General features: G+C 63.5%; 25 protein-coding genes, 2 tRNA genes and 1 pseudogene. 15 read left to right on the forward strand and 13 right to left on the reverse strand.

Annotated elements, in window-relative coordinates:
- From D9V28_RS01295 to D9V28_RS01305, 3 genes are read right to left on the reverse strand one after another with little or no spacing between them, the layout of a single operon-like run.
- Positions 1–1,641 (reverse strand): DNA repair helicase XPB, encoded by a 1,641-nt coding sequence (locus tag D9V28_RS01295; RefSeq protein ID WP_121657916.1) that lies wholly within the window; start codon positions 1,639–1,641, stop codon positions 1–3.
- 44 nt (positions 1,642–1,685) lie between these two features.
- Positions 1,686–3,539 carry a helicase-associated domain-containing protein gene (locus D9V28_RS01300; protein ID WP_121657917.1) on the reverse strand — a complete coding sequence of 618 codons (1,854 nt, stop codon included), beginning with the start codon at positions 3,537–3,539 and terminating at the stop codon, positions 1,686–1,688.
- 14 nt (positions 3,540–3,553) lie between these two features.
- Complete coding sequence (locus D9V28_RS01305; protein WP_121657918.1) at positions 3,554–3,832, reverse strand: multidrug ABC transporter ATPase; 279 nt, start codon at positions 3,830–3,832, stop codon at positions 3,554–3,556.
- 167 nt (positions 3,833–3,999) lie between these two features.
- Here D9V28_RS01305 and D9V28_RS01310 point away from each other — a divergent pair, with 167 nt between their 5' ends.
- Together D9V28_RS01310 and D9V28_RS01315 are read left to right on the forward strand one after the other, a co-directional pair.
- A complete protein-coding gene (locus D9V28_RS01310; RefSeq protein ID WP_121657919.1) occupies positions 4,000–4,383 on the forward strand; it encodes a cold-shock protein in 384 nt (127 codons plus the stop codon).
- A 47-nt stretch (positions 4,384–4,430) separates the two neighbouring features.
- Positions 4,431–5,453, forward strand: coding sequence for a DUF3027 domain-containing protein (locus tag D9V28_RS01315; protein WP_229727673.1), 1,023 nt, complete (start codon positions 4,431–4,433; stop codon positions 5,451–5,453).
- A 79-nt stretch (positions 5,454–5,532) separates the two neighbouring features.
- Here D9V28_RS01315 and serC read toward each other — a convergent pair whose 3' ends face one another.
- Positions 5,533–6,645, reverse strand: coding sequence for a phosphoserine transaminase (gene serC, locus D9V28_RS01320; protein ID WP_121657920.1), 1,113 nt, complete (start codon positions 6,643–6,645; stop codon positions 5,533–5,535).
- A gap of 117 nt (positions 6,646–6,762) precedes the next feature.
- Here serC and D9V28_RS01325 point away from each other — a divergent pair, with 117 nt between their 5' ends.
- The 3 genes from D9V28_RS01325 (at position 6,763) to D9V28_RS01340 (ending at position 9,445) form a co-directional block, all read left to right on the forward strand.
- Positions 6,763–7,458 (forward strand): iron-dependent transcriptional repressor DtxR, encoded by a 696-nt coding sequence (locus tag D9V28_RS01325; RefSeq protein WP_121657921.1) that lies wholly within the window; start codon positions 6,763–6,765, stop codon positions 7,456–7,458.
- A 274-nt stretch (positions 7,459–7,732) separates the two neighbouring features.
- On the forward strand, positions 7,733–8,602 hold the full coding sequence (locus D9V28_RS01335) for a C40 family peptidase (RefSeq protein WP_220700436.1): 870 nt from the start codon (positions 7,733–7,735) through the stop codon (positions 8,600–8,602).
- A gap of 342 nt (positions 8,603–8,944) precedes the next feature.
- On the forward strand, positions 8,945–9,445 hold the full coding sequence (locus D9V28_RS01340; RefSeq protein ID WP_121657924.1) for an HNH endonuclease: 501 nt from the start codon (positions 8,945–8,947) through the stop codon (positions 9,443–9,445).
- 4 nt (positions 9,446–9,449) lie between these two features.
- Here the strand turns inward: D9V28_RS01340 and D9V28_RS01345 are convergent, their stop codons facing one another.
- The gene (locus D9V28_RS01345) at positions 9,450–9,830 is read right to left on the reverse strand and encodes a VOC family protein (protein ID WP_121657925.1); all 381 of its coding nucleotides are present in this window, start codon (positions 9,828–9,830) and stop codon (positions 9,450–9,452) included.
- Between the two features lie 200 nt (positions 9,831–10,030).
- Here D9V28_RS01345 and D9V28_RS01350 point away from each other — a divergent pair.
- A tRNA-Arg gene (locus D9V28_RS01350) sits at positions 10,031–10,102 on the forward strand.
- Between the two features lie 157 nt (positions 10,103–10,259).
- Here D9V28_RS01350 and D9V28_RS15910 read toward each other — a convergent pair.
- Positions 10,260–10,523 carry a hypothetical protein gene (locus D9V28_RS15910; protein WP_147440891.1) on the reverse strand — a complete coding sequence of 88 codons (264 nt, stop codon included), beginning with the start codon at positions 10,521–10,523 and terminating at the stop codon, positions 10,260–10,262.
- Between the two features lie 574 nt (positions 10,524–11,097).
- On the opposite strand from D9V28_RS15910, the gene D9V28_RS01355 reads away from it, so the two are divergent.
- Both D9V28_RS01355 and D9V28_RS01360 read left to right on the forward strand, forming a co-directional pair.
- The gene (locus tag D9V28_RS01355; RefSeq protein ID WP_229727674.1) at positions 11,098–14,892 is read left to right on the forward strand and encodes an AAA family ATPase; all 3,795 of its coding nucleotides are present in this window, start codon (positions 11,098–11,100) and stop codon (positions 14,890–14,892) included.
- A gap of 9 nt (positions 14,893–14,901) precedes the next feature.
- Positions 14,902–15,177 (forward strand): hypothetical protein, encoded by a 276-nt coding sequence (locus tag D9V28_RS01360; protein ID WP_229727675.1) that lies wholly within the window; start codon positions 14,902–14,904, stop codon positions 15,175–15,177.
- A 66-nt stretch (positions 15,178–15,243) separates the two neighbouring features.
- On the opposite strand, the gene mscL is transcribed toward D9V28_RS01360, so the two are convergent.
- Complete coding sequence (mscL, locus tag D9V28_RS01365) at positions 15,244–15,648, reverse strand: large conductance mechanosensitive channel protein MscL (protein ID WP_121657926.1); 405 nt, start codon at positions 15,646–15,648, stop codon at positions 15,244–15,246.
- On the opposite strand from mscL, the gene D9V28_RS16460 reads away from it, so the two are divergent.
- A complete protein-coding gene (locus D9V28_RS16460) occupies positions 15,641–15,844 on the forward strand; it encodes a hypothetical protein (protein WP_308472444.1) in 204 nt (67 codons plus the stop codon). The two genes, mscL and D9V28_RS16460, sit on opposite strands and share 8 nt — an antisense overlap.
- Positions 15,845–15,906: 62 nt before the next feature.
- Here D9V28_RS16460 and D9V28_RS16465 read toward each other — a convergent pair.
- Positions 15,907–15,999: pseudogene (locus D9V28_RS16465) on the reverse strand (FmdB family zinc ribbon protein); the annotation flags it as partial.
- A gap of 54 nt (positions 16,000–16,053) precedes the next feature.
- Positions 16,054–16,632 (reverse strand): 5-formyltetrahydrofolate cyclo-ligase, encoded by a 579-nt coding sequence (locus tag D9V28_RS01375; RefSeq protein WP_121657928.1) that lies wholly within the window; start codon positions 16,630–16,632, stop codon positions 16,054–16,056.
- Between the two features lie 116 nt (positions 16,633–16,748).
- Here D9V28_RS01375 and galU point away from each other — a divergent pair, with 116 nt between their 5' ends.
- The 5 genes from galU to D9V28_RS01400 all read left to right on the forward strand — a co-directional run bounded on the left by galU (position 16,749) and on the right by D9V28_RS01400 (position 19,985).
- Complete coding sequence (gene galU / locus D9V28_RS01380) at positions 16,749–17,642, forward strand: UTP--glucose-1-phosphate uridylyltransferase GalU (protein WP_121658836.1); 894 nt, start codon at positions 16,749–16,751, stop codon at positions 17,640–17,642.
- A 43-nt stretch (positions 17,643–17,685) separates the two neighbouring features.
- The gene (locus D9V28_RS01385; protein ID WP_121657929.1) at positions 17,686–18,339 is read left to right on the forward strand and encodes a GNAT family N-acetyltransferase; all 654 of its coding nucleotides are present in this window, start codon (positions 17,686–17,688) and stop codon (positions 18,337–18,339) included.
- A gap of 77 nt (positions 18,340–18,416) precedes the next feature.
- Positions 18,417–19,376, forward strand: coding sequence for a hypothetical protein (locus D9V28_RS01390; protein ID WP_121657930.1), 960 nt, complete (start codon positions 18,417–18,419; stop codon positions 19,374–19,376).
- Between the two features lie 41 nt (positions 19,377–19,417).
- Positions 19,418–19,490 (forward strand) — tRNA-Ala (locus D9V28_RS01395).
- Between the two features lie 57 nt (positions 19,491–19,547).
- Positions 19,548–19,985: a hypothetical protein gene (locus D9V28_RS01400; protein ID WP_121657931.1), complete on the forward strand. Its 438-nt coding sequence runs from the start codon at positions 19,548–19,550 to the stop codon at positions 19,983–19,985.
- Between the two features lie 155 nt (positions 19,986–20,140).
- Here the strand turns inward: D9V28_RS01400 and D9V28_RS01405 are convergent, their stop codons facing one another.
- From D9V28_RS01405 to D9V28_RS01415, 3 genes are all read right to left on the reverse strand, one after another.
- Complete coding sequence (locus D9V28_RS01405; RefSeq protein ID WP_121657932.1) at positions 20,141–20,566, reverse strand: DUF1801 domain-containing protein; 426 nt, start codon at positions 20,564–20,566, stop codon at positions 20,141–20,143.
- Positions 20,567–20,630: 64 nt separating this feature from the next.
- A complete protein-coding gene (locus D9V28_RS01410) occupies positions 20,631–21,896 on the reverse strand; it encodes a DUF445 domain-containing protein (protein WP_121657933.1) in 1,266 nt (421 codons plus the stop codon).
- A 36-nt stretch (positions 21,897–21,932) separates the two neighbouring features.
- Positions 21,933–22,952 (reverse strand): DUF4349 domain-containing protein, encoded by a 1,020-nt coding sequence (locus tag D9V28_RS01415; RefSeq protein WP_121657934.1) that lies wholly within the window; start codon positions 22,950–22,952, stop codon positions 21,933–21,935.
- Positions 22,953–23,267: 315 nt separating this feature from the next.
- Between D9V28_RS01415 and D9V28_RS01420 the strand changes: the two genes are divergently transcribed.
- Complete coding sequence (locus tag D9V28_RS01420) at positions 23,268–23,885, forward strand: NADPH-dependent FMN reductase (RefSeq protein WP_121657935.1); 618 nt, start codon at positions 23,268–23,270, stop codon at positions 23,883–23,885.
- Positions 23,886–23,898: 13 nt separating this feature from the next.
- Here the strand turns inward: D9V28_RS01420 and D9V28_RS01425 are convergent, their stop codons facing one another.
- The gene (locus tag D9V28_RS01425; protein WP_121657936.1) at positions 23,899–25,107 is read right to left on the reverse strand and encodes an MFS transporter; all 1,209 of its coding nucleotides are present in this window, start codon (positions 25,105–25,107) and stop codon (positions 23,899–23,901) included.
- Positions 25,108–25,218: the final 111 nt, after the last annotated feature.

The following is a 25,218-nucleotide window of genomic DNA, read 5'->3' on the forward strand; positions in this document are numbered from 1 at the left end:
TCAGGCGGCGATAGCCGCGGCATCGAGGATCGTGTAGCTGTACCCCTGCTCCGCGAGGAACCGCTGCCGGTTCTGTGCAAAGTCCTGGTCGACGGTGTCACGAGCCACAAGCGTGTAGAAGTTCGCGCTGAGCCCGGATTCCTTCGGTCGGAGGAGTCGGCCGAGTCGCTGTGCCTCTTCCTGACGGGAGCCAAACGACCCCGAGACCTGGATGGCGACCGTGGCTTCAGGAAGGTCGACGGAGAAGTTGGCGACCTTTGAGACCACAAGGACCGTGATTTCGCCGAGCCGGAACGCCTGAAACAGCCGCTCCCTCTCGTCGACCGGGGTTGAGCCGGTGAGCTTGGGCGCGCCGAGCTCCTCAGCGAGTTCATCGATCTGGTCGAGGTACTGGCCGATCACCAGAATGCGTTCACCCTCGTGCCGTGCGACCAGGCTGCGCACGACATCCAGCTTCGCGGGCGCTGTCGCCGCCAGGCGGTACCTTTCGTCGTCAGCTGCTGCCGCGTAGGTCAAACGCTCGGACTGCGGCAGGTCGATCCGGACCTCATAGCACGTGGCGGGGGAGATGTAGCCCTGAGCTTCGATCTCCTTCCACGGGGCGTCGAACCGTTTGGGCCCGATGAGACTGAACACGTCGCTTTCCCTGCCGTCCTCGCGCACCAGGGTGGCGGTCAGGCCGAGTCGGCGGCGAGCCTGCAGCTCGGCCGTGAGCTTGAACACCGGTGCTGGCAGCAGGTGCACTTCGTCGTACACGACAAGACCCCAGTCCATGGCGTCCAGCAGGGCGAGGTGAGCGTACTCACCCTTACGTTTGGCCGTGAGGATCTGGTACGTGGCGATGGTGACGGGCTTCACTTCCTTCACCTGGCCTGAGTATTCGCCGATCTCTTCCTCGGTGAGCGTTGTCCGTCGAAGGAGTTCGTCTCGCCACTGGCGGGCCGACACCGTGTTCGTGACGAGAATGAGGGTGTTCGTTTTGGCCGTCGCCATTGCGCCGGCGCCAACGAGGGTTTTGCCGGCACCGCAGGGGAGAACCACGACGCCCGAACCGCCTTCGAAGAAGTTGTCGATGGCCTTTTGCTGATAACCGCGGAGCTGCCAGCCTTCCGACTGAAGGTCGATGGTGTGTGGCGTTCCCGGGGTGTAGCCGGCCAGGTCTTCGGCAGGCCAGCCCAGCTTGACGAGTTCCTGCTTGAGCTGGCCACGCGCCCACGTGTCGACGAGATAGGTGTCTGGCGTCGGGTGGCCGATGAGAAGCGGGGCGATCTTTTTCGCACCGGCGATCTCGGTCAGCACTGCTTCGTCAGTGGAACGAAGAACGAGCTGGTTGTCTGCGTCGCGCTCGATCACCAGGCGGCCATAGCGCGACACGGTCTCAGCGATGTCGAGTGAGACAGTTGTCGGGATCGCGAACTTGGAGTATTTCTCGAGGGTCGCGAGCATGTCGTCCGAGTTGTGGCCGGCGGCTCGCGCGTTCCACAGGCCAAGCCGGGTGATCCGGTAGGTGTGAATGTGTTCGGGGGCGCGCTCGAGTTCGGCGAAGACTGCAAGGTCGTGTCGGGCATCCTCTGCGAGGGGATGGGCAACTTCGAGCAGGACGGTGCGGTCACTCTGGACGATCAGTGGGCCATCAGACATAACTAGAAACCCTATCGCCGCTGGCTGGGAACGGAGTCTGTTCGCTACTTGAGTTCGAGGATGCTCGAAAGCGGAAGCGTGCGTTCGATATCCGCTCGCTTGTCACGGGCCCGCAGGCGCCCACCAGACACTCCGGTCGGCTCAAGAACGAACTCGAGCGGCCCCGAACCGGGCACCTGCACCGTCACGGTCACGGTCTGCTTCGCACGGATGGCTGCGTCGAGTTGGCGCGCAACCCACGCCTGCCCGGAATCCCCTGCGGACTCCGCCTCCGCGGCGCGGAGCTCCTTGAGCAATTCGGAGTGGTCCGGCGCGGTGCTGTGCACCGGCACCGAGGTAACGCGTTGCCGACGCACGCTGAGAAGCGACCCGTCCGGGTTCTCGGCGGCAACCGGATACCGGGCATCACTGAGCGCCCAGAACACCACCTCAAACTCGAACCGGCTCACCAGCCGAAGCGAACTGTGCGGGCGCAATCCGATCGGGCCGATGGCCTGATCCACCTCGAGCAGCCCGATCATCGAGCTGTCCGTCGATCGCACATAGCTCTGCGCGTCACCGACGTCGGCGGTACCGGCGGGAATCAGCCCCACCCGGACGGTTCCGAACCGCGCAGCGGCCTGCGAGATGAGATAGTGCACCGGCTGGGGGATGCCGGTCAGTGACAGCTTCTCGAGGAAAGCGAGCATCTCCTCAGCCGACCCACCGGCAGACAGTGCACGATTCACGCTCTCCGGCGAGAGCCGGTAACTGTACGCCTGTGCCCGGGTTTCAAGTTCAGCGAAGGCCCTGAGCTTCAGGTCGAGTTCGGGGTGCAGTGGGCCAGGCGCGATGATCGACAGGTCATGCTGCAGGTAAACCTGCCGAACGTGGGAAGGGAAGAAGTGGGCCATCGCGCTCGCCGCTGCCGTGGCATCCGATGTCAGAAGAAGAGAGCCGGGAGTGCTCAGCAGCTGCTCGGCAGGCGACGGTCCGCTCGTGATTCCGAGAAGCGACGCGTGCGTGGCCACTCGATCGACAGCCTCACGAATCCACTCACCGCCGGCCGGATAGAGCCAGTGCGCGTACGCGTGCAGAGCATCACCCCAGCTGGTGCGCTCGCTGAGCACCGAACGCACCTCAACCGGGATCGCCTCGAGCCACGCGGTCGCGAGCGCCGCCCAGCGGTCAGCCGTCGTCTCGCGCAACCACGCCTCGCCGGTGGCCGTCGGATGCCAGCCGCCAGGTTCGTGCGAGGCAAGCCCACTGCGAACGGCCAGATCGAGATACCGGTCGACGGTTGGCTCGTTGACCTGCATGGCGTGTGCGAGGCGGCGACGTTCGGGAAGCGCCGGTCCGCCTTTGCCGAGTTCGCGAGCGGGGTGAGCAAGCAACTCGACGATGAGCTCGGCGGTGGCCGTCGTCGTGGCGAACGCATGCTCCGCTGCACTCGGGTCGATCGATGAAGCGGATGCCACGGGGTGCGGATGTGCAACGGCTGGCGGTCGTTCTGTGGACAGCTCGACGAGGCCGGGCAGCCCAGCCTTGGGCCAACCATCGAGCACCCCTGTGACTGCGCTCAGAGCCGCGTAACCGTTCGCGGTGCGGGTGAGCAGAGCGACATCGACGGCGTAGTCTGCGCGTTCAGCGACATGGTCGGCGCCGAGGGTCTCGAGCCGGTCAGCGAGTTGTTCAGCGCTGAGCGGCTCGTGTGTCGACGCCGCCAGCACTGCGAGGGTGTGCCGATCGAGGTGGGTGAGTATTGCGCGGATGCTGACCGGGTCGAGCAGCGCCTCTGCGAGGTCGAAGAAGTCTTTGACCCGACCGCGTGTGGTGAGCGGGCGACGGGTGAGGAGAAGTTCGAGTGCTGCGTCGTCCCGCGCGCGAAGGCTGCTTGCGAGGGTCATTATGTCCGTCATGAGCAGCCCGGGTATCAGCGCTGGGTCGTGGTGCGCTGGTTTTCGCGGGACCGCTTGACGGCGCTCGTGATCATCAGGGTGATGAGGAGCACAAAGGCCAGGGGGAGGCCGATGTACGGCACCATGACCACGCCCGGCCAGATGCCACCGGCGAAGTCGCTCGAGCTCATTCCCTGCCAGGTGCCGACGATGATCGCCACGAAGGTGCCGACAGACAGGAGGACGAGGCCGAGCAGCATGAACGCGAGGATGCGTTCAAAACGGCTCACGTTTGCGGTGTTATTGGCGGTCACGCTCCTCAGGATATCTCTCCGAGCTGAATCCGGCAGAACTGGCCTCATGCCCGACGCTCTAAGCTTGAGGGGAGCGGGCCGGATGCCCGCTTCTCGTTCGGCTCCTGCCGCGACGATTGCACCACTCGCCGGTTCGCCGGCGTCGAGTTCACTGCGAGGTTGAGTCCATGCCCACCGGCAAGGTTAAGTTCTACGACGACGAGAAAGGCTTCGGCTTTATCTCGAGCGATGACGGCCAGGAAGTTTTCCTGCACGCGTCGGCTCTGCCCGCCGGTGTGACCTCGGTCAAAGCCGGCACACGACTCGAATTCGGCGTTGCCGATGGCAAGCGCGGCGTTCAGGCACTGTCCGTGCGCGTGCTCGATGCGCCCCCGAGCCTGGTCAAGATGAAGCGCAAGCCCGCTGACGACATGGCGATCATCATCGAGGACCTCGTGAAACTGCTCGACGGCCTCGGCGGAGATCTCCGCAAGGGTCGCTACCCCGACAACGCACACAGCCGGAAGGTCGCACAGCTGCTGCGCCGGGTGGCCGACGAACTGGACGCGTGATCGCCGCGCCACGTTGGGCCCGCCGTCTTTTCACAAGGAGCACTCCGATGAATACCGCCGAGAACTCCACGACGGACCCGTCAGCAGTTGAGGTGTCCACGCCGGACGCCGTCGCTCCCGTTGCTGCGCCCGAAGCCATGACCGCCGCCCCGGCCGTCGACGCGACACAGCGCGAGGCACCGCAGGTTGCTGAGGCTGAGCAGGTCCCGTCCTTTTCGAACACGACGACAACGGATGCTGTTGTGTCGGCGGATGCCACCGGTTCCGTTCCGAGCGATATAGCTGTAGCGCCGGAACACGACGCCGTTCAGGCTGACGTGCCAGAACCCGAGGTACCGAAGCCCGCGCCCGTCGCCGACGACGTCCTGTTGGCCGCAGTTGAGGTTGCACGGGACGCGCTCCTCCAGGTCACGCCGGCATCCTCCATTGGGGAGCCTGCCGGACACATCGTCGAGGACGACCACGTCCTGTCGCTGCTGTTTGAGACCACCCTCCCCGGTTACCCAGGTTGGAACTGGACCGTAACACTTGCTCGCGTCGACGGTGGCGCTCCCATGGTCCTCGAGACCGAGCTGATGCCGGGCGAGAACGCCCTGCTAGCGCCGGAGTGGGTTCCGTGGTCGGAGCGACTCGCTGACTACCGAGCCAGCCAGGAAGCCGCCGAAGCGGAGTCGCGTGCGCTCGCCGAAGCGGCAGCCGAGCTCGACGACGAAGAAGATGACGAAGACGAGGGTTACAGCATTCTTCATGCCGGTGACCTTGACGGTGTGGACGTCGACGAGATCGACGAGTCCGACGACGATGACGAGTCTGATGACGATGACGAGTCTGATGACGACGATGATGATGATGATGAGTCCGACAACGACGATGAGTCTGACGACGACGACGACGACGACGACGACGACGACCACGATGATGATGACGATGAGTCCGACGACGACGATGAGTCTGACGACGACGACGACGACGACGATGATGACGATGAGTCCGACGACGACGACGACGACGATGATGACGATGAGTCCGACGACGACGACGACGACGAAGAAGCCGAGCGCAGCTACTGACCTCGCTTCCCCTAAACACAACGACCGCCACTTTTCACAGTGGCGGTCGTTGTGGTTAAGCCGGAAACCGGCGCACGAGCTACAGCGCGTCGACGACGAACTCGATGCTGCGAGTGAGCTGGCGGATGTCCGCCGGGTCGATCGCCGTGAATGTGGCAACGCGCAATTGATTACGTCCGAGCTTGCGGTACGGCTCCGTGTCCACAATGCCGTTCGCGCGAAGCCCCTTGGCGACGGCGCTCGCGTCGATGGCGTCATCGAAGTCGATAGTGACGACAACCTGCGAGCGGTCAGCGGGGTCCGAGACAAACGGTGTCGCGTACGACGTCGACTCAGCCCACTCGTACAGGTGTGATGACGACTCGCGTGTGCGTGCATCAGCCCAGGCGAGACCTCCGTTTTGTGCGATCCACGAAATCTGGCTGTCCAGAAGCAGAAGCGTCGAAAGAGCGGGGGTGTTGAGCGTCTGGTTAAGGCGCGAGTTGTCTACAGCGTTCTTGAGGCTGAGGAACTCAGGTATGTACCTGTCGGATGCTGCGACCCGCTCCACCCGCTCGAGGGCGGCGGGGGAGAAGAGCGCGAACCAGAGTCCGCCGTCTGACGCGAAGTTCTTTTGAGGCGCGAAGTAGTAGACGTCGGCCTGGCTGGCGTCGACCTGGACGCCACCCGCGGCGCTTGTCGCGTCGATCACCGTCAGAGCCCCGGCATCTCCAACAACGCGCGTCACAGGCGCCATGACTCCCGTTGACGTCTCGTTGTGGGTCCAGGCGTATACGTCGACTCCATCGACAGGCTCGGCAGTGGAGCGCGTGCCGGCGGGGGCGTTCCGCACGTCAGGGGCCTCGAGCCACGGCGCGGACGCGGCTTTCGCAAACTTCGACCCGAACTCACCGAACGTGAGGTTCTGACTCCGGCGCTCAATCAGGCCAAACGAGGCGGCATCCCAGAACGCCGTCGACCCGCCGTTGCCCAGAACGACCTCGTAGCCGTCCGGAATCGAAAACAGGTCGCCAAGTCCATCGCGCACGCTCCCGACCAGGTTCTTCACCGGGGCCTGGCGGTGTGACGTCCCGAGAAGCGCGGCGCCCGCCTCTGCGAGAGCTGACACCTGTTCCGGACGGATCTTGGACGGGCCGCAGCCAAATCGTCCATCGGCGGGCTTGAGGTCATCGGGGATCACAATGTCAGGCATGATCCGATTCTAGAACTGCGTCGGCGGGCGCACCGTTTCGTGACGCTCGAAGACGCCGGACCGTCTTCGATCGCACAGTAGGCTTGGGTCTATCGCGCTGAACCATGGGAGACGTCAATGACTGATCTGATTGACACCACCGAGATGTACCTTCGTACCATCCTCGAACTCGAGGAAGAGAACATCGTGCCTCTCCGTGCCCGGATCTCCGAGCGGTTGAGCCACTCGGGTCCGACAGTGTCTCAGACCGTCGGCCGTATGGAGCGGGACGGGCTGGTCGTCGTCTCCGACGATCGTCACCTTGAGCTGACCCCGACCGGCCGAAGCAAGGCTGTGCACGTCATGCGAAAGCACCGGCTGGCAGAGCGTCTCCTCAGCGACGTCATCGGACTCGAGTGGGAGTACGTTCACGAGGAAGCCTGTCGCTGGGAACACGTCATGAGCGAGCAGGTGGAGCGCAAACTCCTCGCCATGCTCAACCACCCGACCGAATCGCCCTATGGCAACCCGATCCCCGGGCTCGAAGAGCTCGGCGACACGCCTGCGGGTACATTCGCCCACGGCGTCACAAATCTTGTGGAATTGGTTCGCGGCAAGGGCGACGCGGTCACCGCCACCATCCGGCGCCTCGGAGAGCCGGCGCAGGTGGACCCAGAGTTGCTTCTCCAGCTCAAGCAGGGCGGCATCATGCCCGGTGCTGTCGGCGTGTTCTCACCGGCTGGTTCGTATGTTTTGGTTCAGGTCGAAGGATTCGGAGCAGGTCTTGAGCTTCCGAACGAGGTAGCTGGTCACATCTTCGTCGAAACCCCGTAATCACGCCGAAGCACGGCCTTTCCGCGAAGACAGATTCCTCGTGCCGCTGGGTCATTCGCCGGTCCTCCCGTTACCAATTCGTTAAAAACGGCTCTCAAAAGGTGACAAATTGGTAACGGTCACGTACGCTCGGACACGTCCAAAGGTCAGAACTGACCGCAGGAACCCGGTCCGAGGCGCCTCTCCCGCTCGTCTCCTCGGTCGTGAAACCCGAATTTTTGTTGTAGACGAGACCCATCCCTAGCGTGGTGTCGAGGCGCCGGAGGTTCACACTTTGGCCGTAAACAGTAACCCGGAGCCGTTCGACGGCGCGTCGGAGAACATCGACCCGCTGACGTTGCACCAGGTGGCTGTCTCCCCGTCGCGCTCCGTTCGTTCGTTCCAGAGACCGGTTGCAGCGGGAACACCCCTGACGCGCTCAGCGAAGCCCGTTCCAAAGGAGAGCGTCTGGCGCAAGTTCCGGTCGACGGCCATAATGGCGCTCGTCGTGCCCGGTCTCTTCGGCACGGTTGCTCTGCCGGCGTACGCGTTCTCGCCCACCGCTGAGGACACAGCATCCTCGTCCTCAGCACTGCAGACCCTCAAGGAGTCCGGCGCGCAGTCGCTTTCCGTCGACGAAAGCGCGACGGCAGCACCCGTGGTCCGTGACGGATACTCGGCGACGACGGCCGCAGAGCTGGCCAACGCCCGCGCGGTCGCCGAGGCAGCCGAGGCAACGGCGAGACGCGCCACCTTCGCTACCCAGCAGACCTCGTTCTCGGGACCGAGCGCATCCGATCTTCTTGCCAACCCGCCTTACCCGAACTTCAGCCTCGACCAGGTCTTCAACGTCGCGTTGCAGTACCAGGGTGTCCCGTACGTCTATGGCGGCGCGACGCCTGCCGGGTTCGACTGCTCCGGTTTCGTTAAGTATGTCTACGCCCAGTTCGGTATTGACATGCCGCACTCCTCAACGGCGCAGGGCAACATGGGCACTCGCATCGCGGTCGAAGACGCCGTGCCAGGCGACCTCGTTGTCAGCGCCGGTCACATCGGTTTTTACGCGGGCAATGGCATGATCCTGCACGCTTCACGGCCTGGGACCCCGCTTCGAATCGGCCCCATCTACGCGGACAACTGGTGGATCGTCCGAATCGGAATCTAAGGTTCGGATCTGTCCCGCTGATGTCCAGTGAGTGACATTCACCTGCGAATGGCGCGCTTCCCTGCGGAAGTGCGCCATTTGTGCGTTACATTAAAGCCCTGACCTCAGGAAGAAGTAGCGGGAAGCTCATGACTCGACAAGCCGGTATCCACACCACGGATGCGTGCGCTTGCCCGGGACGCGGGCATTTCGGTTCACTCTGTCTCAGCCGCGATGGTGGTTGGGAATAGGCGCAGTCTGCACAGACTGCGCCTTTTTTGTTTCTCCGGATCCTCTTTTCTGCCTCCGGTCAGAACGCCGAATAACCGCGAAGCCGTCGCGGCCGTTTGAGAGGAAACGCACATGCGCACACTTGTGTTGAATGCCGGGTATGAACCCCTCGCCATTGTTTCGTTCCGCCGGGCGCTTGTTCTGGTCATGAACGACAAGGCGGCCATCATCGAGGTCGACGCCGGCCACCCCGTGTGGGGAACGGATGGTGCGCACGAGAGGCCAGCGGTCATCGTGCTCAATCGGTATGTGCGGATTCCGAATTCGAGACGCGTGCCGGTCACTCGCCGGGGTGTTCTGCGGCGCGATGCGAATCGTTGCGGATATTGCGGAAAGGCAGCTGCGACCATCGACCATGTGATTCCGCGGTCGCGCGGAGGCGAGGACTCGTGGGAGAATCTCGTGGCCTGCTGCCTTCGCTGTAACAACGCGAAAAGCAATAGGACCCCTGCCGAGATGGGGTGGTCGCTGCGCACCAAGCCCCGGATGCCGCACGGCCCGACCTGGGCGGTCCGCGGAGCGGAGAAGGCACTCCCCGCCTGGGACCCGTATCTCACGCCTGCCGCGGCGTGAGGGGCTACTTCTTGGCCTGGGTAAGGCAGATGTAGTTGCCTTCGCTGTCCTTGAACCAGGCGCTGTACTCGGTCGCGAAGTCCGCAATCCCGTCGACTGTGCGCGTGTCGCCGAAGTCATAGTCCTCGAAGGTGACGCCTTTGCCACGAAGCTCGTCCCGAGCGGCTTGAATGTCAGGCACCGCAAAACACATCTGCGTGTTTTGCGCGGTACCGGCATTCGTCGTTTGGTAGATGAGCAGGTCGGGTGACGCTTCCGATCCGTACATCAGGTTATCTGTGGAGTCGAGAAAGGGCTCGAGACCCAGCTTGTCGAGGTAGAACTCCCGCGCCCGGGCGATATCGGCCGCGGGAAGGACAGTGAATGAAGAAGAAGAGGTGACCATGATGTCAACTCCAGAAGGATGAGAACGATGTGAGGTCTCTGAGTCTGGGGGCGAAGGGTGGGTTCGACCTGGCGCTCAGGAATGGGGATGCCACCGCGAGTAGGTGCGGCTGGAAGCGCTGTTCTGTTTACTCCGCATGCTACGCGTGCCCGGATGTGTCGCACAGGGGGTGAAGGGATTCCGCTAAACTTCTCTGGTCAGCCTCTGTAGCTCAACGGAAGAGCACCTCCGTCCTAAGGAGTTGGTTGGGGGTTCGAATCCCTCCAGGGGCACTTTCGGTTCGCGGTGCGCGATCCCTGTCAGCATTGCTCTCGCTCACGCGCCGTCGACACGATGCCATGCAGTGCTCATTCGTTCAGACGAACGCACGCACCTGAGGGCTGGCATCGAAGGCTTACTTCGACGCCAGCCCGAGCGTGCGCTGTTGCTCTAACGGAAAAACGGCAGGCCCAGAAACTGGTCGCGCAGTTCTTCCTTTTCTCGTTGGGCTTCGTCCGCTACCGCCGTGCGCCGGCGTAGCTCGCGAGGGTCAGCTTTGACGGGACGACGCCCCCATTTGACCAGGGCAAGGCCAAGGCGCAGCGCCGCACGGTCGAGAGGGCCGACGCGTCGCACGGGGTTGGGCTGAAGATCGGGCGTGGGTTGTGGTGGGTGGTCTTGGCGAACGGGAGTCGTCGCCAGTGTCGTTTTCATGGTTGGTTATGTCCTTAGCTGGGTGCGACCGGGCACGTCGAGAACGCGTTCGGGGTCGCCGAAGAGATGATTGCCGCACGATGCGACGGGGGAGTGAGAGCGGATGCCCTCACTCACGGTGTGATTGGCCGGAAGCTGTGCGCAGAAACCTGCGGCTACTGCCGAACCTGACTTCGAGAGCGTCACCACCGTCTGGAGCGGTGGGAGCTACCTACCGATTCAGATGGAGACGACGCCGACGAAGCCTGCGGTTCGTGATGCGATTGCACAGTTTGAAATAAACACGCTGGACTCCTTTCGTCATTTGTGGCGTTGGCAACAACGTAGTGGAGCGACGTGGAAATGCGCAACAACTTTTTTTCGGGAGCACCCACGCAGGGCAGAAACGAATCGACAGGTTAGTCGCGGAGTCGGGGTCGGCACCGTCGACGCGAACCCTTCCAGCCAGAGGCAGGTCTCCTCCTCCACCCGCAGCGGTGCCTTTGCCATGCCGGAAGGGCAAGATCATGACCGACTCGGCGAAAAACCGGTGATGCTACCGGCGATTGGGCGTCACAGAGCTTAGGGTGTGGATGTGTGGCGGCTAGACAAGAAACCAGAGACGCGCGATTCAGACATCGCTGACGTCGATACTTCGCTTGCGCGTTCAGTCACCAGTCCCACTGGTTTGAGCGTTGGCGACCCCAATTACACGGTGGGCAACGTGGCTGACGAAACCCGAAAGCGGTGGCGCGAGCAACTCGCGACCGTCGGTGGACGGTCGCCTCTGCTGCACTTTGTGGATGAACCACGCAACCGCATCGAGTTAAGTTCCACTCACCCGGGCGGTCTGCCGCAGTTCATCACCGGGCACTCGACCCTGCTGTCGAACCTCATTCGTGATGAGCTGGCGCTTCGCGGAGCCAAGGCTGCCGCAGACCAGATCACCGTCAAGGGTGTCGAATTGCGCACGGTACGCGGAATCGAGGCCGTGCACCTCGCGATCGGGTTGGCCCAGTGGCGTTACGGCGAGGAAGAGTTCTCGGCTCCGGTTCTGCTTCGCCCCGTCGCTATTCGCCGTTATGGTCGCGACTTTGAGCTGAAGCTCAAGGGCACTCCCTTCCTCAACCCTGAACTCGCACGCGCATTGCATGAGCAGTTCAAGATCACCCTCGACGCCGAGTCTTTTGAGGCACTCGCCGTAACCAACGGTGCGTTCAAGCCGCAGCCGGTCATCGACAGACTGCGCGGTCTGACCCAGCACCTCGAATGGTTCAGCGTCCAGCCGCGACTTGTCGTCTCCTCGTTCGCTGACATTGGCACATCGCTCGCCCGCGACGCTCGCGACCTCGATCACCCCGTTCTCAACGCCCTCGCAGGCAACCCCGGGGCTCGACGACTCGTCGAAGGACTTTTCAGCCCGGTGGATGCTGTCGGCCAGGACGACAGACCGCCGACAACAGACACGCTCCTGCTCGATGCGGACACCGAGCAGGAGAACGTCATCGCGCAGATCGCTGCGGGGCACTCCATAGTTGTCACCACACTTCCTGGCACAGGCGGAACACAAACCGTGGTCAACGCCATCGGCAGTCTTGTCTCCCAACACAAGCGCGTTCTCGTCGTGAGCGCTCGTCGATCGTCGCTTGATGGCATCCGTCACCGTTTTTCCAAGGTCGGGCTGCCCGGCTTCACCGTTTCGCCAGCGACGATTCGCCGCGACCTCATACAGGCCATCTCCCGCAACGAAAAGGCCGTCGCCCCTAAGGTCGCCGACGTTGACGACGCGCTCGTGCGACTGCGCAAGGTGTTGCTTGACTACCGCGGATCGCTCAGCCGTGTCGACAGCGGCCTCGGCGTCAGTGTCATTGACGCACTCCAGGCGCTGACGCGCCTCGGCAACCTGCAGGACCAGCCGACCACGACCGCGAGACTCGATTTGCCCTCGCTCGAGAAGCTCGCAGGCAACCGCGAAATCATCGCGCGCAAGCTGGCAACGGCTGCGGCGCTCGGTGAGTTCCAGTACGGTCCGGACGACTCGCCGTGGTACGGCGCACAGTTCGCCAGCACGAAGCAGGCCAAAGCGACGCACGACCTGGCGAAGAAGCTGCACCGCACAGAGCTGCCTCGCCTGCTTGAACGTGGATACGAGCTCATCGGCCAGACCCGGATGCGTGCTTTCGAGTCCATCGAAGAGCTCGGCATCTACCTCCGTCTGCTGCTCGACATCCGTGAGACGCTCGACAAGTTCCAGCCGAGCGTGTTCGACCGCTCCCTTGGTGAACTCATCGCCGCGACGAGCGCACGCCGCGACGCGCCAAGCATGACCAGTGCGAACCGTCGGCGACTCAAGAAGCTCGCTCGCGAATACGTGCGCCCTGGCGTGCACGTCACAGACATCAACGCAGCCCTGCGTCGGATCCAGCAGCAGCGGACTCTCTGGCAGCGCTACGTCGCCGCAGGCGTGAACCCTGAGGTGCCGCTCGGCATCGCCGACGTTCAGGTTGCCTACCAGCGTGTCGTTGAAGACCTCGCGTCGCTCGACAAGCCGCTCAGCCGCACGGCCAAAGCGCAGTCGCTCGTCGGAATGCCCGTCAAGGAACTGGTCAGGCTGATGTCTGGTCTGGCTGCTGACTCGGCAGTTATGGAAAACCTTCAGGAGCGCACAACCCTCATCGCGGAACTCCGCGAAAAGGGACTGGCGCCCCTCATCACCGACCTGTCGGTACGCCACGTGCCCGAGGCACGCGTTGCCAACGAACTCGAACTCGCCTGGTGGCAGTCCGTGCTTGAGCACATGCTCACGACAGACAAGGCGCTGCTTGGTGCAAACACGAGCGTGATCGATCGGCTCGAAGCAGACTTCCGCCTCGTCGACGAGGCTCACGCCTCGGCATCCGGCGCCCTCCTCGGCGCCCTTCTCGCAGAGAACTGGAAGATCGGTCTCGTCGACTTCCCAGACGAAGCGTCCGCGCTCAAGAAGCTGCTGCGCACCGAGAGTACGAGCCCAGCGAAACTTGAGAGCGCAGCGCCGCACCTGTCGCGCGTGCTGTCTCCGGTGTGGCTCACCTCCGCATACGAGGCGCACCTCATTCCTGAGAGCGTGCGATTCGACACGGTCTTCCTGGTTGATGCCGGAGCCACCACCCTGGCCGAGAATGCCGGCGCTATTCGACGCGCCCGCCAGGTCGTCGCGGTCGGTGACCCCGTCACCCAGAGCCCGACCCCGTTCACCGTTGCCATCGGAGCACCCGCTCCCGCGGCAGAAGCAGACGACGTCGATGCTCGCCACGCGGACTCCGCACTCGCAAGGCTCTCCGGCCTCCTGCCGACACTCACCCTCACGCGCAGCTACCGCGCCGGAGGAGAAGACCTCGCCGAACTGGTCAATCACCGGTTCTACGGTGGTGAGATCGAGTCGCTGCCCTGGGCCGGATCGTTCCTCGGCCACGGCAGCCTCACGCTCGACTATGTGCCGAACGGACACGGCATGCCCGACCCGGACACCGGGGGAGTGGAAAGCGTCGACGCTGAGGTGGCTCGTGTGGTCAACCTCGTGCTCGAGCACGCGATCAACCGACCGCGCGAGTCGCTCATGGTTGTCACAGCGAGCGAGAAGCACGCCACCCGGGTTCACCAGGCCGTGATCTCCGCCTTCGCTATGCGCAGCGACCTCTCCGACTTCATCCTCAAGGAGCGCCCCGAGCCGTTCACGGTGCTCACCCTTGAGCAGTCTGTCGCCGAGAGTCGCGACCGTGTCATCTTCTCGCTCGGCTACGGCGTCACGCCGCACGGCCGGGTGCTGTCCAACTTCGGCGCACTAGCACGACCGGGCGGCGACCGCCTGCTCGCTGTCGGCATGACCCGCGCCCGCCGCTCCATGGTCATCGTTTCCTGCATCCGCCCCGAGGACATCGACACCGGCCGCATGCAGCACGGAATCGGCGCCCTCGCCGAGATCCTCAAACAGCCAGTCCAGCACGTTCCCGCTCCGCCGGCTACGGACGGCGCAGAACCAATGCTGATCGACCTGGCCGAACGTCTCTACCGGCACGGCTTGTCCGTCGAAGTGGGGTACCGGGGCAAACTCGCGCTCGTCGCGGCTCACGAGGGCAAAGCGATCGCCGTCGAGTCAGACCCCGAGGTGAGCAGCGACTCGTTGCGCGAATCACTGCGGTTGCGCCCAGACGTTCTGCGCCGGCTCGGGTGGCACTACCTCCGCGTGCACAGCTTCGACCTGTTCAGCGACCCGGACGGAGTGGCTCGGAAGATCCTGACGATGTTGGGCGTGCCCGCTGTCGTCAGCGCGGAGGATTCCGACACAGCGAATGAAACGGATGCCATTTCCACCGGTATCGAGGAACCGGTCGATCCCAGCACCCGCGCGTAAACTGATCCAGTGGTGAATAACGCGTTACCCGACGGCGCAGAGCCTGAGGAATCCGGTTCCGGCCGAAGACCCGACGCTCAGCGGGTGAGGCGTGTGCCCGGATCACGCCGAGCGGTCCTGACCCCAGTGCCAGGAACCGACCCGACACCGCAGGCTCGCCGCGAACCGATCCTGGCTGCGGAAGACAACGAGCAATCCTGGGGCGGTCGACCGGCTACCCCACAGAAATCCGTCGGCGCTAACGACGCGCAGCTGCTGGCGGATGTTCCGCCCCACTGGGGCTGAAAACGCGCACTTAACCACAACGGCCGCATCCCACTGAAGTGGAACGCGGCCGACGTGCGACGCGGGTTATTGCTTAAGGCTGTTTCTCGCCAGCAGGTCGCGGATCTCGGTGAGCACATCGATCTCGGTGACCGGAGCCTCCTCCTCGACGATGCCTGCCTTGCGCTTCGCCTCTGCGTGCTTCTTCATCGTGTTGATAGGAAGGACGAAGACGAAGTAGACGACAGCGGCGACGATGAGGAACGTGATGACCGCCCCGAGCACGGCCCCGAGCTTGATCTCAGCGTCACCGACCGGAATGTCGAGAGCATTCTTGAGGTCGTCCGCCTGGAACAACGCTCCGATCAACGGGTTGAAGACGTTCTCCACGATCGAGTTCACGACAGCGGTGAACGCGGCGCCAACGACCACCGCGACGGCAAGGTCGATGACGTTGCCCCGCATGATGAAGTCTTTGAATCCCTTGAGCATATGGTTCCCCCTTGCCTATGACGCAGCGGCGCCGGTCGACGTGGCCGTCGACGTGCTGGATGATGACGATGATGACGATGACGATGACGATGATGATGATGATGGCGTCGAGGCCGTTTTGTCGCCGGATGGCTTCGAGTCCTTCTTCGTCGAAGCTGAAGAGGAGTTCGCTGCGGCGCGAGAGTCGTTGCGGTAGAACCCTGAGCCGTTGAACGAAACGCCAACGGCGCTATACAGCTTGCGGAGTTTGCCGCTGCATTCGGGGCACTCGGTAAGCGAGTCGTCGGTGAACGACTGCTGGATATCGAAAGCTGTCGCGCAGATAGTGCATTTGTATGAGTACGTGGGCATCCAAAATTCCTGAAGTGTTGGCGGCGTTACCGCCTGGGGTGTCGAGTTGAGGAGTTAAAACTCGAGGATCTGAGACGGGGTGACGACACCGTTCACCCGTTGGTCATGCTTTTCGTGCGGCACGTCTGGCTGAACCTCGGTGTCGAAGACTATGGCGTAAACCGGAGGGCATTTCTCCATCGATCCGAGGGTCTTATCGAAGAACCCACGGCCCCATCCCATGCGCATTCCATCGGGGCTGACGGCCGCTGCCGGAACGAGGATCAGATCCACCTCGTTGATGGCGATCGGTCCGAGCGGCTCACCGACGGGCTCGGGCATTCCAAAGAGCCCTTCGACCTCGGAGCCGGATTCTCCGACTGTCCAGTCAAGCAGGCCGTCTTCCCGACTAATCGGAAAGAGAACACGGATGTTCTCGGCCAGCGCCCAGTTCACAAACGGCCGTGTGTTCGGTTCGTTCGGAGACGAAAGGTAGCAGGCGACGCTCGATGCGCTCAGGCCGGTCACGAGGGCGACCAGGTTGTTCGTGATGCCGATCGTCGCTTTTTCGCGTTCCGAGGCGGTCAGGTTCTGGCGCCGCTCGCGCAGCTCGGCTCGGAGCGCGCGTTTTTGATGGTCCACCTGGCTGGGCATGACCCCATTGTAAGCGGGCGTTGCGCGAAGGCCGACATTGCGCGCTTTTGAGGATCGTCGAGCTGAGGGCGATGTCGCACCACCCGCTCGGCGTGCCCTCCCGCTACGCTGGATCCATGTCTCAGCCCGTACGCAAAGTCGTTATTCCCGCCGCAGGTCTTGGTACCCGGTTCCTCCCGGCGACAAAGGCACTTCCAAAAGAGATGCTTCCCGTCGTCGACAAGCCGGCAATCCAGTACGTCGTCGAAGAGGCCGTGAGCGCCGGACTCAACGATGTTTTGATGATCATCGGGCGAAACAAGAACGCCCTGGCCAACCACTTCGACCGGGTGACCGAGCTTGAGCTCGCGCTTGAGGAGAAGGGCGACGAGAACCGGCTTCACCGGGTGGTTGAGTCGAGCGAACTTGCTGACATCCACTTCCTGCGCCAGGGCGACCCCAAGGGACTCGGCCACGCTGTGCTTCGCGCGCGCCGCCACGTGGGCAACGAACCGTTCGCCGTTCTGCTCGGTGACGACCTGATCGACGCCCGCGACCCGCTCCTGACGACCATGATCCAGGAGCAGGAGAGCCGCCAGGCCACGATCATCGCCCTGATGGAGGTCGACCCCGCGACCATCTCGATGTACGGCTGCGCGGCCGTCGAGGCCACAGACAACCCCGACGTCGTCAAGGTCACCGACCTGGTCGAAAAGCCAGCCCCCGAAGACGCTCCGTCGAACCTCGCCATCATCGGCCGATACGTCCTCCGCCCGGAAATCTTTGACGTCCTGGAGAAGACAGAGCCAGGCAAGGGCGGCGAAATTCAGTTGACGGATGCCATGCAGGTGCTGGCAGCGGACGACACGATCGCAGGCGGCGTGTACGGAGTTGTCTTCCGTGGTCGTCGCTACGACACGGGTGACCGCCTCGACTACATCAAGGCCATCATCCAGCTCGCGTCAGACCGTGAGGACCTGGGACTCGAGCTCAAGCCGTGGATCAAGGAATTCGCCGCAAAGCTCGACTAGGCTCGCCGCAATTCATCGAGAGGAAATCGCGGTGGCTTTACCCATGCCCGTGCTGACGGACGGTCACATCACCGTCCGCCAGGTTCGACTGCGCGACGCACGAGCAATGGAACGGGAACTGCTCGCGAACCGGAACTGGTTGCGGCCATGGGAAGCGACGAGTCCATACGCTCCCCGGTCTTTCGACATGCGTGCAAGCATCCGTTCTCTGCTGTCTAATGCGCGCTCGGGCGGGGGGCTTCCTCTCGTCATGGAATACGACGGCGAATTGGCCGGCCAACTGAACGTGTCCGGGATCACCTACGGCTCGCTGTCGTCAGCGACCCTGGGCTACTGGGTGTCTGAGCGATTCGCTGGGAAAGGTGTGACACCGACGTCCGTCGCGCTCGCCACCGACCACTGTTTCTCCCAGCTCGGGCTGCACCGGATGGAGATCTGCATCCGGCCCGAAAACGGGCCGAGCCTGCGCGTGGTGGAGAAACTCGGTTTTCGTTACGAGGGCCTTCGACGCCGGTACATCCACATCAACGGCGACTGGCGGGATCACTTTTGTTTTGCGCTGGTGCGCGAGGAAGTGCCCGATGGTGTGCTGCGGCGCTGGAAGAACGGCCGGGTCCCGGCGGGAGTCGCCTCGATCCCCGACGCAGACCGGCGAGCGTCCGAACTGCCGCTTGTGCCTCCTCCTGCGCTGTTTTAAACCTTCAACCTCAACTTTCGGGTGACACACCCCCCGCAATGCGGCGTGTCATGCCGACAAACTCGTACCGTTGAGCCATGGCTGGCAGCGGACTCTTGAGTGGTGGGATCGTCTTTGCGATCGCCGCCGCGCTCTGGATCATCTATCTCATGCCGACCTGGCTGCGCAGGAACGAGTTCCTCGCCACTGAACGCAACGCGGTGCGACTCCAGCAGACGCTCCGAATCCTTGCCGAGACCGCTGAAGCGCCGCGCGAGGTGCACGTCGAAACGACGGCCCGCAGCGTTGCGGAACAGCAGAAGATTCTCAAGAAGTACGAGGCCGAAGCCCTGGAGCGCGCCCGGGTCGAAGCGCTCGCGCTCGTTGAAGCGCAGAAACGCGCCGAGAAGGCCCGCCAGACCGAGGAGGTGCGCCGAGCCACGATCGCCCGTGAAGCGCGTCTCAAGATTCAGCGCGCACGTCGTCGTGCCCGGTTGGCCACCACCCTTGTCCTCACCGCCTCTCTCGTGGCCTCGGCGTTCGGCGGATGGCTGCTCGCCACTGGCGGTTCCGCGGTGCTTCTCGCGATCGGTGCCAGCACCGCGACCCTGAGTGGCGCGCTGCTCGTGCGGATGGCACGGGTCACCGGACGCACCGGGGTTGCCGCTCCGGCAGCGCAGGCCGCGCCGGTGTCGCAGGTGTTCGAGCCTGTCGCGTTCGATGAGGTCACGCAGGTTGAGACGACCTGGACTCCGACTCCACTGCCGAAGCCCCTTCACCTGTCGCAGGGCTCAGCGGCCGCGGGCACCATCGCCCAGGCGGACGCACACGCCGCTCTTCGCCGGGCCGCTCTCGCTCAGGTCATGGCAGAGCGTGCTGCACAGCTCGAACCGCAGCTGCCGACAATTGCGCCCATAGCTCCAGCCGCGCAGGAGCCGTCCCCGCGTCGCACCGCTCAGGAAACCAGCCGGTTCGCCGGAATGGGTGTTGTCGACGAGGCGGAGATCGCTCCGGCAAACCTGTCGTCGCTGCTGCAGCGCCGCCGCGCAGCTGGTTGATGCGCTCGAGCGCCTCCCGGCGTGATAATCTTTTTCCATCAGGGCCTATGGCGCAGTTGGTAGCGCGCCTCGTTCGCATCGAGGAGGTCAGGAGTTCGAATCTCCTTAGGTCCACACCATCCCTGTTCCCCGCTCGAGGCCCTCGTGCCTTCCCGCCCGGAGGATAATCCCATGTTTGACAGCATCCCCGGCAGCTGGATTTTCGGCATCCTCGCTGTGGTCTCGATCATCGTTGTCCTCGCCCTGTTTGGTCGACGGCTCGGGGGCGCGTTCTCCACGTCGAGCACCGACCGGTTCGAGACGACCGAGATTCCGCCGCTGGATCCCGAGACCCGCGAGTTCATCGTTCGCGACGACCAGACGGGTTCCCGGCTGCAGTTCGTTACGCTCCATAGCCGCGGGCGAGTTGTCGAAGTTGTCGTTCCGCAGAAGCACCGCCGCAAAGGCGTGGAGGTGGATCTCTTTGAGGCCGCTCTGCCATCTGCGCCTCAGGTCGACGTCTGGACCTGGCCACCGACAACCCCGGACGGGTACGCAGCCCTGCAGATCATCGCTCGTCGAATGCCTGACGTCACGTTCCTCGACGCGAACGGCACGCGCGTTCTCTGAACCTGCCGTCGGTCTACCCGGAGGCGACGGGTGTGTCGCAGCGCCAGCACGCGTTCGCCGAGGCGTCGACGAGCGCACCGCACACATCGCAGACCCGGTTGAGCCAGCACACGGGCTCACCGCCGGGTGAATCGTCCGCTTCGGAGTCTGCCATCTCAGGTTGCCGAATCCAGCGTGGTTTCCGCCTCCTCGTATGCGTGGGTGATGAGTTGCCGCAGCACATTCGTGTCGACGTCCTCGAGTCGTTTGACGTAGACACAGCCCTTGCCGAGTGTGAACTTGCCGAGGCTCGCAAGCAGATCCTCGCTGCGCGGGTGCCCCTGGAGGCCGTAGAGGGTGAGAGCGGTCTTGCGCGGAGCGAACCCGACTCTCATGCTGTCGCCTTCATGCCCAGAGGCGTATCGATAGTGGAACGAACCGAATCCGATCATCGATGTACCCCATAGCTTGGGGTGGTCGCCAGTGGCCTCGGACATCAGGTGGAGCAGGTGCGCAGCGTCGGCCCGCTTGGTTGCGCTTTCGATGGCCTCGATGACCGCTTGAGGGTCGTTATCGTTCTGCGTCGTTTTCAGTTCAGCCATGCACTCATCGTGACACCCTGACCGTCGCCGGTCAACGATGCCGGCAGCGCGTATTCGGCCGCTGTCAGCCGCTGAACACGAGGGTGGCCACCGAGAAGATCGCCAGTCCGGCGAGGGCGCCGACGACGGTGCCGTTGATGCGAATGAACTGCAGGTCACGGCCGACCTGGAGTTCAATCTTTTCGCTCATCTCCTGTGGATCCCAGCGTTCAACTGTGTCGGTGATGACGCTCGCAATCTCGTGACGATAGGTGTTGACCAGGTACACCGCAGCATCCGTCACCCACGCATCAAGCTTGGCGCTGAGGCGAGCGTCCGTCGAGATGCGGGAACCCAGGTCGGCGATCGTGCGCGCGAGTTGAATGCGTAATCCGCTCTCCGGGTTTCCCAGCGATTCGAGCAGGGCAGCCTTCGTGGTGTCCCAGGTCGACGCGGCCAGCTCCCGCACACGTGGGCTGTCGAAGAGGTCAGCCTTCGCGTTCTCGAACCGCGCGATCATCAGCGGATCATTCTGCAGATTGGTGGTGATCGTCAGGAGGTAGTTGTCGACGGCCAACCGAGCCGGGTCGGTTTCGTCGTCCTTCATGCGGCGAATGAAACCGAGCGCCTCGCGGTACAGCCTGTCGTCGACAAGCCTGTCCAGGAACGACGGGACCCAGGACGGCAGGCGCGAGGACACGAGCCGGGCAAAGGCCTCCGGGTTGTTGCTCAGCCAGTCATCGATGCCGTCGAGGACCAGGTCGACGGCTGCGTGGTGGCCGCCTGCCGAGACGACGCTCTCACCCCAAGCGCCGATCGACTCGCTCCACGGTTGCTCAATGAGATGTGTGCGGGCGAGCTTCTCCAGAACGTCCTGGACGTCGGCGTCTGAGAGAAGGGCGAGCAGCCCTTTCGCCCCGACGGATGCCTCTTCGGCCAGTCGGGTCGCGTTCTCGGGTCGTGCAAGCCAGCCGCCGAGTTTATGCCCGATTCCGGCCGACTCGAGCTTCTGGCGGACGACCGGCTCGGAGAGGAAGTTGGACTCCACGAACTCGCCGAGGCTCGCGCCGATCTCGTCCTTCCGCCTGCGGATGATCGCGGTGTGCGGGATTTTTAGACCAAGCGGATGCCGGAACAGTGCGGTGACAGCGAACCAGTCAGCGATCGCACCAACCATGCCGCCCTCGCTCGCCGCGCGTACCCACGCGAGCCACGGGACCTCGTCCTGAAAGGCAAATGACACGCAGAAGACCACAGCCATCGCGACAAGCAGCGCCGTTGCGGTGCGCTTCATCGAGACCAGGCCCTGGCGTCGTTCGATGTCAGAGGGGGTGAGCAGCGGGATCGTCATTCGGCAATGGTACGGCGCGGCTTTCTTTTTCCGCCGTCACTCGGCGGTGTCTGGTTTTTGCTCCGAACTGGTGCTACGGGGCGTCTCGACCGGGAGCGATGGCCGCGGCGGGGCGGTGTCAGCGCCCTGGCCCGGGCTGTACAGATTGGTGTCGGATGGCTGCTTCAGTGCTGGCGAATTCCCGGTGCGGCGACGGCGGCGTCGAAGGATGAGGAGTGCGCCTCCGGCGATCAGCCCGAGCAGAATCAGCCACGGCAGGAGGATGCCGAGAACGACGAGCAGGCCGGAGAAGAAGCTGACCAGCGCGCTGAAGCCGATAACGATTCCGCCCCAGAAGTCACCGGGAGCCGCACCGCCAACCGCGCCGGGCGACGTGATCTCCACATCGACAGTCGCGTACTCGACGGCGTCTCCCAACGAGTCGCGCTGCGCCTCGAGGCTGTCGAGCTCTGCCTGCCTCTCGCTGAGCGCTGTCTCAAGCTCGATCAGGTCTGCCGTGGTCGAGGCGCCGTCGATCAGGGCGAGGAGGCGAGCGACAGAGGCGCGAAGGGCAGTAACACGAGCGTCGAGGTCTGTGACCTGGTCGGTGACGTCCGTGGCATTGAGCGAGGAGTGGCGCAGCTCGCCCGTTGACTTGATTTCGTCGAGGGCCTTTTCGAGGCGGTCTGAGGGAATCCGCACGATGAGCGACCCGGACGCGGGGGAGTCTGTTGTTGCTGGCGAATCGGTTCGAGTATCGACGCGACCGCCAGCATCCGTTGTTATCACGACAACCTGTTCGGTGACGTCTGCCGGATTCGGGGAGATGAGCGTGACGTATGCGGTGCTGACCACTGAGCGGTCGGCTTCTGTCCCACTGCTCATCGCACCGGATTCACCGGTTCCTGAATCGGCCCGTCGGATCTCCGGCGACGATTCGGTTGAGTTCGATGTTCCCATCGTCGTGCAGCCAGTGAGGGCCGTCGCGGCCGCGAGGAAGAATGTTGCGAAAACTATCGACCGCCGGCGACGCGAACTCGAGTGGGAAATGGGATGCGGGGGCAGGGTGCGTTCCATGGTGCAACTCTAGGAGGGCTGGACGTTCCCTGGACGGTGTCCATGCTCACGGATCGATCACGATTGACCGACGTCGAAAAGGGTTCCCGTGAGCGGAGCCATCGCCGAAGCAGAACGACGAACCGGAGTGTCCCATGCGGAAACGGCCCGTATTTGAGTGACCCTCAGGTATGGGGTACCCCCTTGGGGGGGTTGTGATCTTTTGGGACCGGGCCATGCTGGTACCAACGCAGGCGGCCCGCCCCAACCGCTTGTGACCCCGACCCTCGCGAGGACTGCTGCCCCCAGTTGTTCGCCGTTGCAGGAGTTAACCCGATGCACGAAACACCCGATGCACAACCCTCGAGCTCAAACCCGATCAGGCTCATGGTGGTAGTAGGAAGTGTGAGGCCAGGTCGCGCCGGATTGTCGGTAGCGCTGTGGGTTCACGAACACACATCTCAGATCGGCGGATTCGATATCGACTTCGTTGACCTCGCTGAACTCAACCTTCCGTTCATGAATGAGCCCAAACACCCGAAGTTTCAGGAGTACAGGCACAGGCACACCATTGCCTGGGCTGAGCGCGTCGAGGCGGCAGATGCCTTCCTCTTCGTCACCCCTGAGTACAACTACAGCTATTCGCCGGCGCTGAAGAACGCGCTCGACTACCTGCACTATGAGTGGTCGGGAAAACCTGTCGGGCTTGTCAGCTACGGCGGGCTCGCTGGCGGAACACGAGGGCTCGCGGCGCTTCGGCCGGTGCTGTCGGCGCTCGGCATGGCCGGCGTCGAGTCCAACATCGAGATTCCGTACATTGCGCGGCAGATCGATGACGGTTTCTTCCACCCGACCGATCGGCAGGTTGAGAAACTGACGCTGATGCTCACCCAGCTGGGTCGGAAGGCGCCGACGATCAGTGGCGCCAGGCGTCCTGCCCTCGTCGGCGTGTAGCCTCAGGCCGATTTCAGGACGTCAGTACCTGGATCGGCTCGGTGTCTGGAATGGGGCTGGCGTCCCTGCCGCGAAGGTCGGGGTGCCAGCGCTTGCCCAGGAGCGGAACGAGGAAGCCGACAAACGCGAGTGCTGAGGCCGCCCAGAACGCGCCGATCGCTCCGTTGCTGTCGATCAGAACACCGGCGACGGCCGAGCCGAGCGCAGCGCCGATGAGTTGACCGGTGCCCATCCAGCCGTACGCCTCAGCGGTGTCGCTGAATTTCACGCTCGACGAGACCATGGCGAAGAGCACGGTGAGCGCTGGGGCGATACCGATCCCGGCGACGAACAGCACTATCGACAGCGACACGGCGCCGTCGAAGAAGCAGGCGACTGTCGTTCCGGCAAAAACGATGAACATGCGCCGCGACAGAGCCCACGGACCGATGCCGATGTGGCCAAGGGCGAGGCCGCCAGCCAGGCTGCCCAGGGACAGGATTCCGAGAACGATTCCTGCCTCGAGGCCGCTGTGGCCGAAGGTGGCGACGACGCCGACTTCGAGGGCCGAGCACGCGCCAATGAGAAGGAACCCGACAACTGTGGCAAGCAGGACGGGCGGACGCTTGAGCACCTGGCCGATCTTGCGTTTGCTTCTCGGGATGCGAACCCGCCCGACCTCAGGTGAGGCGATGAACCAGGTTCCACCGATGGCCATGATCACCACTGCGGTGAGGATGCCCCACTGCGTGCCGACCTGGGTTGAAATAAAGGTGGTGATGACCGGGCCGAGAACCCAGATGATTTCCTGGGCGCTCGCGTCGAGCGAGAACAGGGGGGTCAGCTGCTTCGAGTTGACCATCTTCGGGTAGATGGTGCGAACAGCGGGCTGGATCGGGGGCGTCGACAGTCCGGCCAGGAACGAGAAGCCCATGTACCAGGGCACGCTCATCTCGACCTGGGCGACAGTGGTAACCGAGATGGCGCAGACAATGACGGTGAGGATCAGCACCGGGCGCATTCCCCAGACGCCCATCCACCTGCTGGTCAGCGGGCCGGCAAGCGCCTGGCCAACGCTTGACGCCGCTAGAACCAGTCCTGCGGCTGCGTATGAGCCGGTGACCTGCTCGACGTGCAGGAGGAACGCAAGCGACAGCATCCCGAACGGAAAACGCGCGACGAGCTGAGCGACGATGATTCGAGCGACTCCGGTGGTTCTCAAAAGGCTCGAATATGCACTCATACCTCAATTCTATTGACCGGCGCGAGCGGCTCTGTTCGATGAACGGATGCCACGGGGCGGCACGGTCGGACGACACGCCCACCGCGCATATCGCTCGCAAAATTAATGTCA

Origin of the sequence: Mycetocola zhadangensis (assembly GCF_003668565.1) — a bacterium.
GTDB lineage: Bacteria > Actinomycetota > Actinomycetes > Actinomycetales > Microbacteriaceae > Mycetocola_A > Mycetocola_A zhadangensis.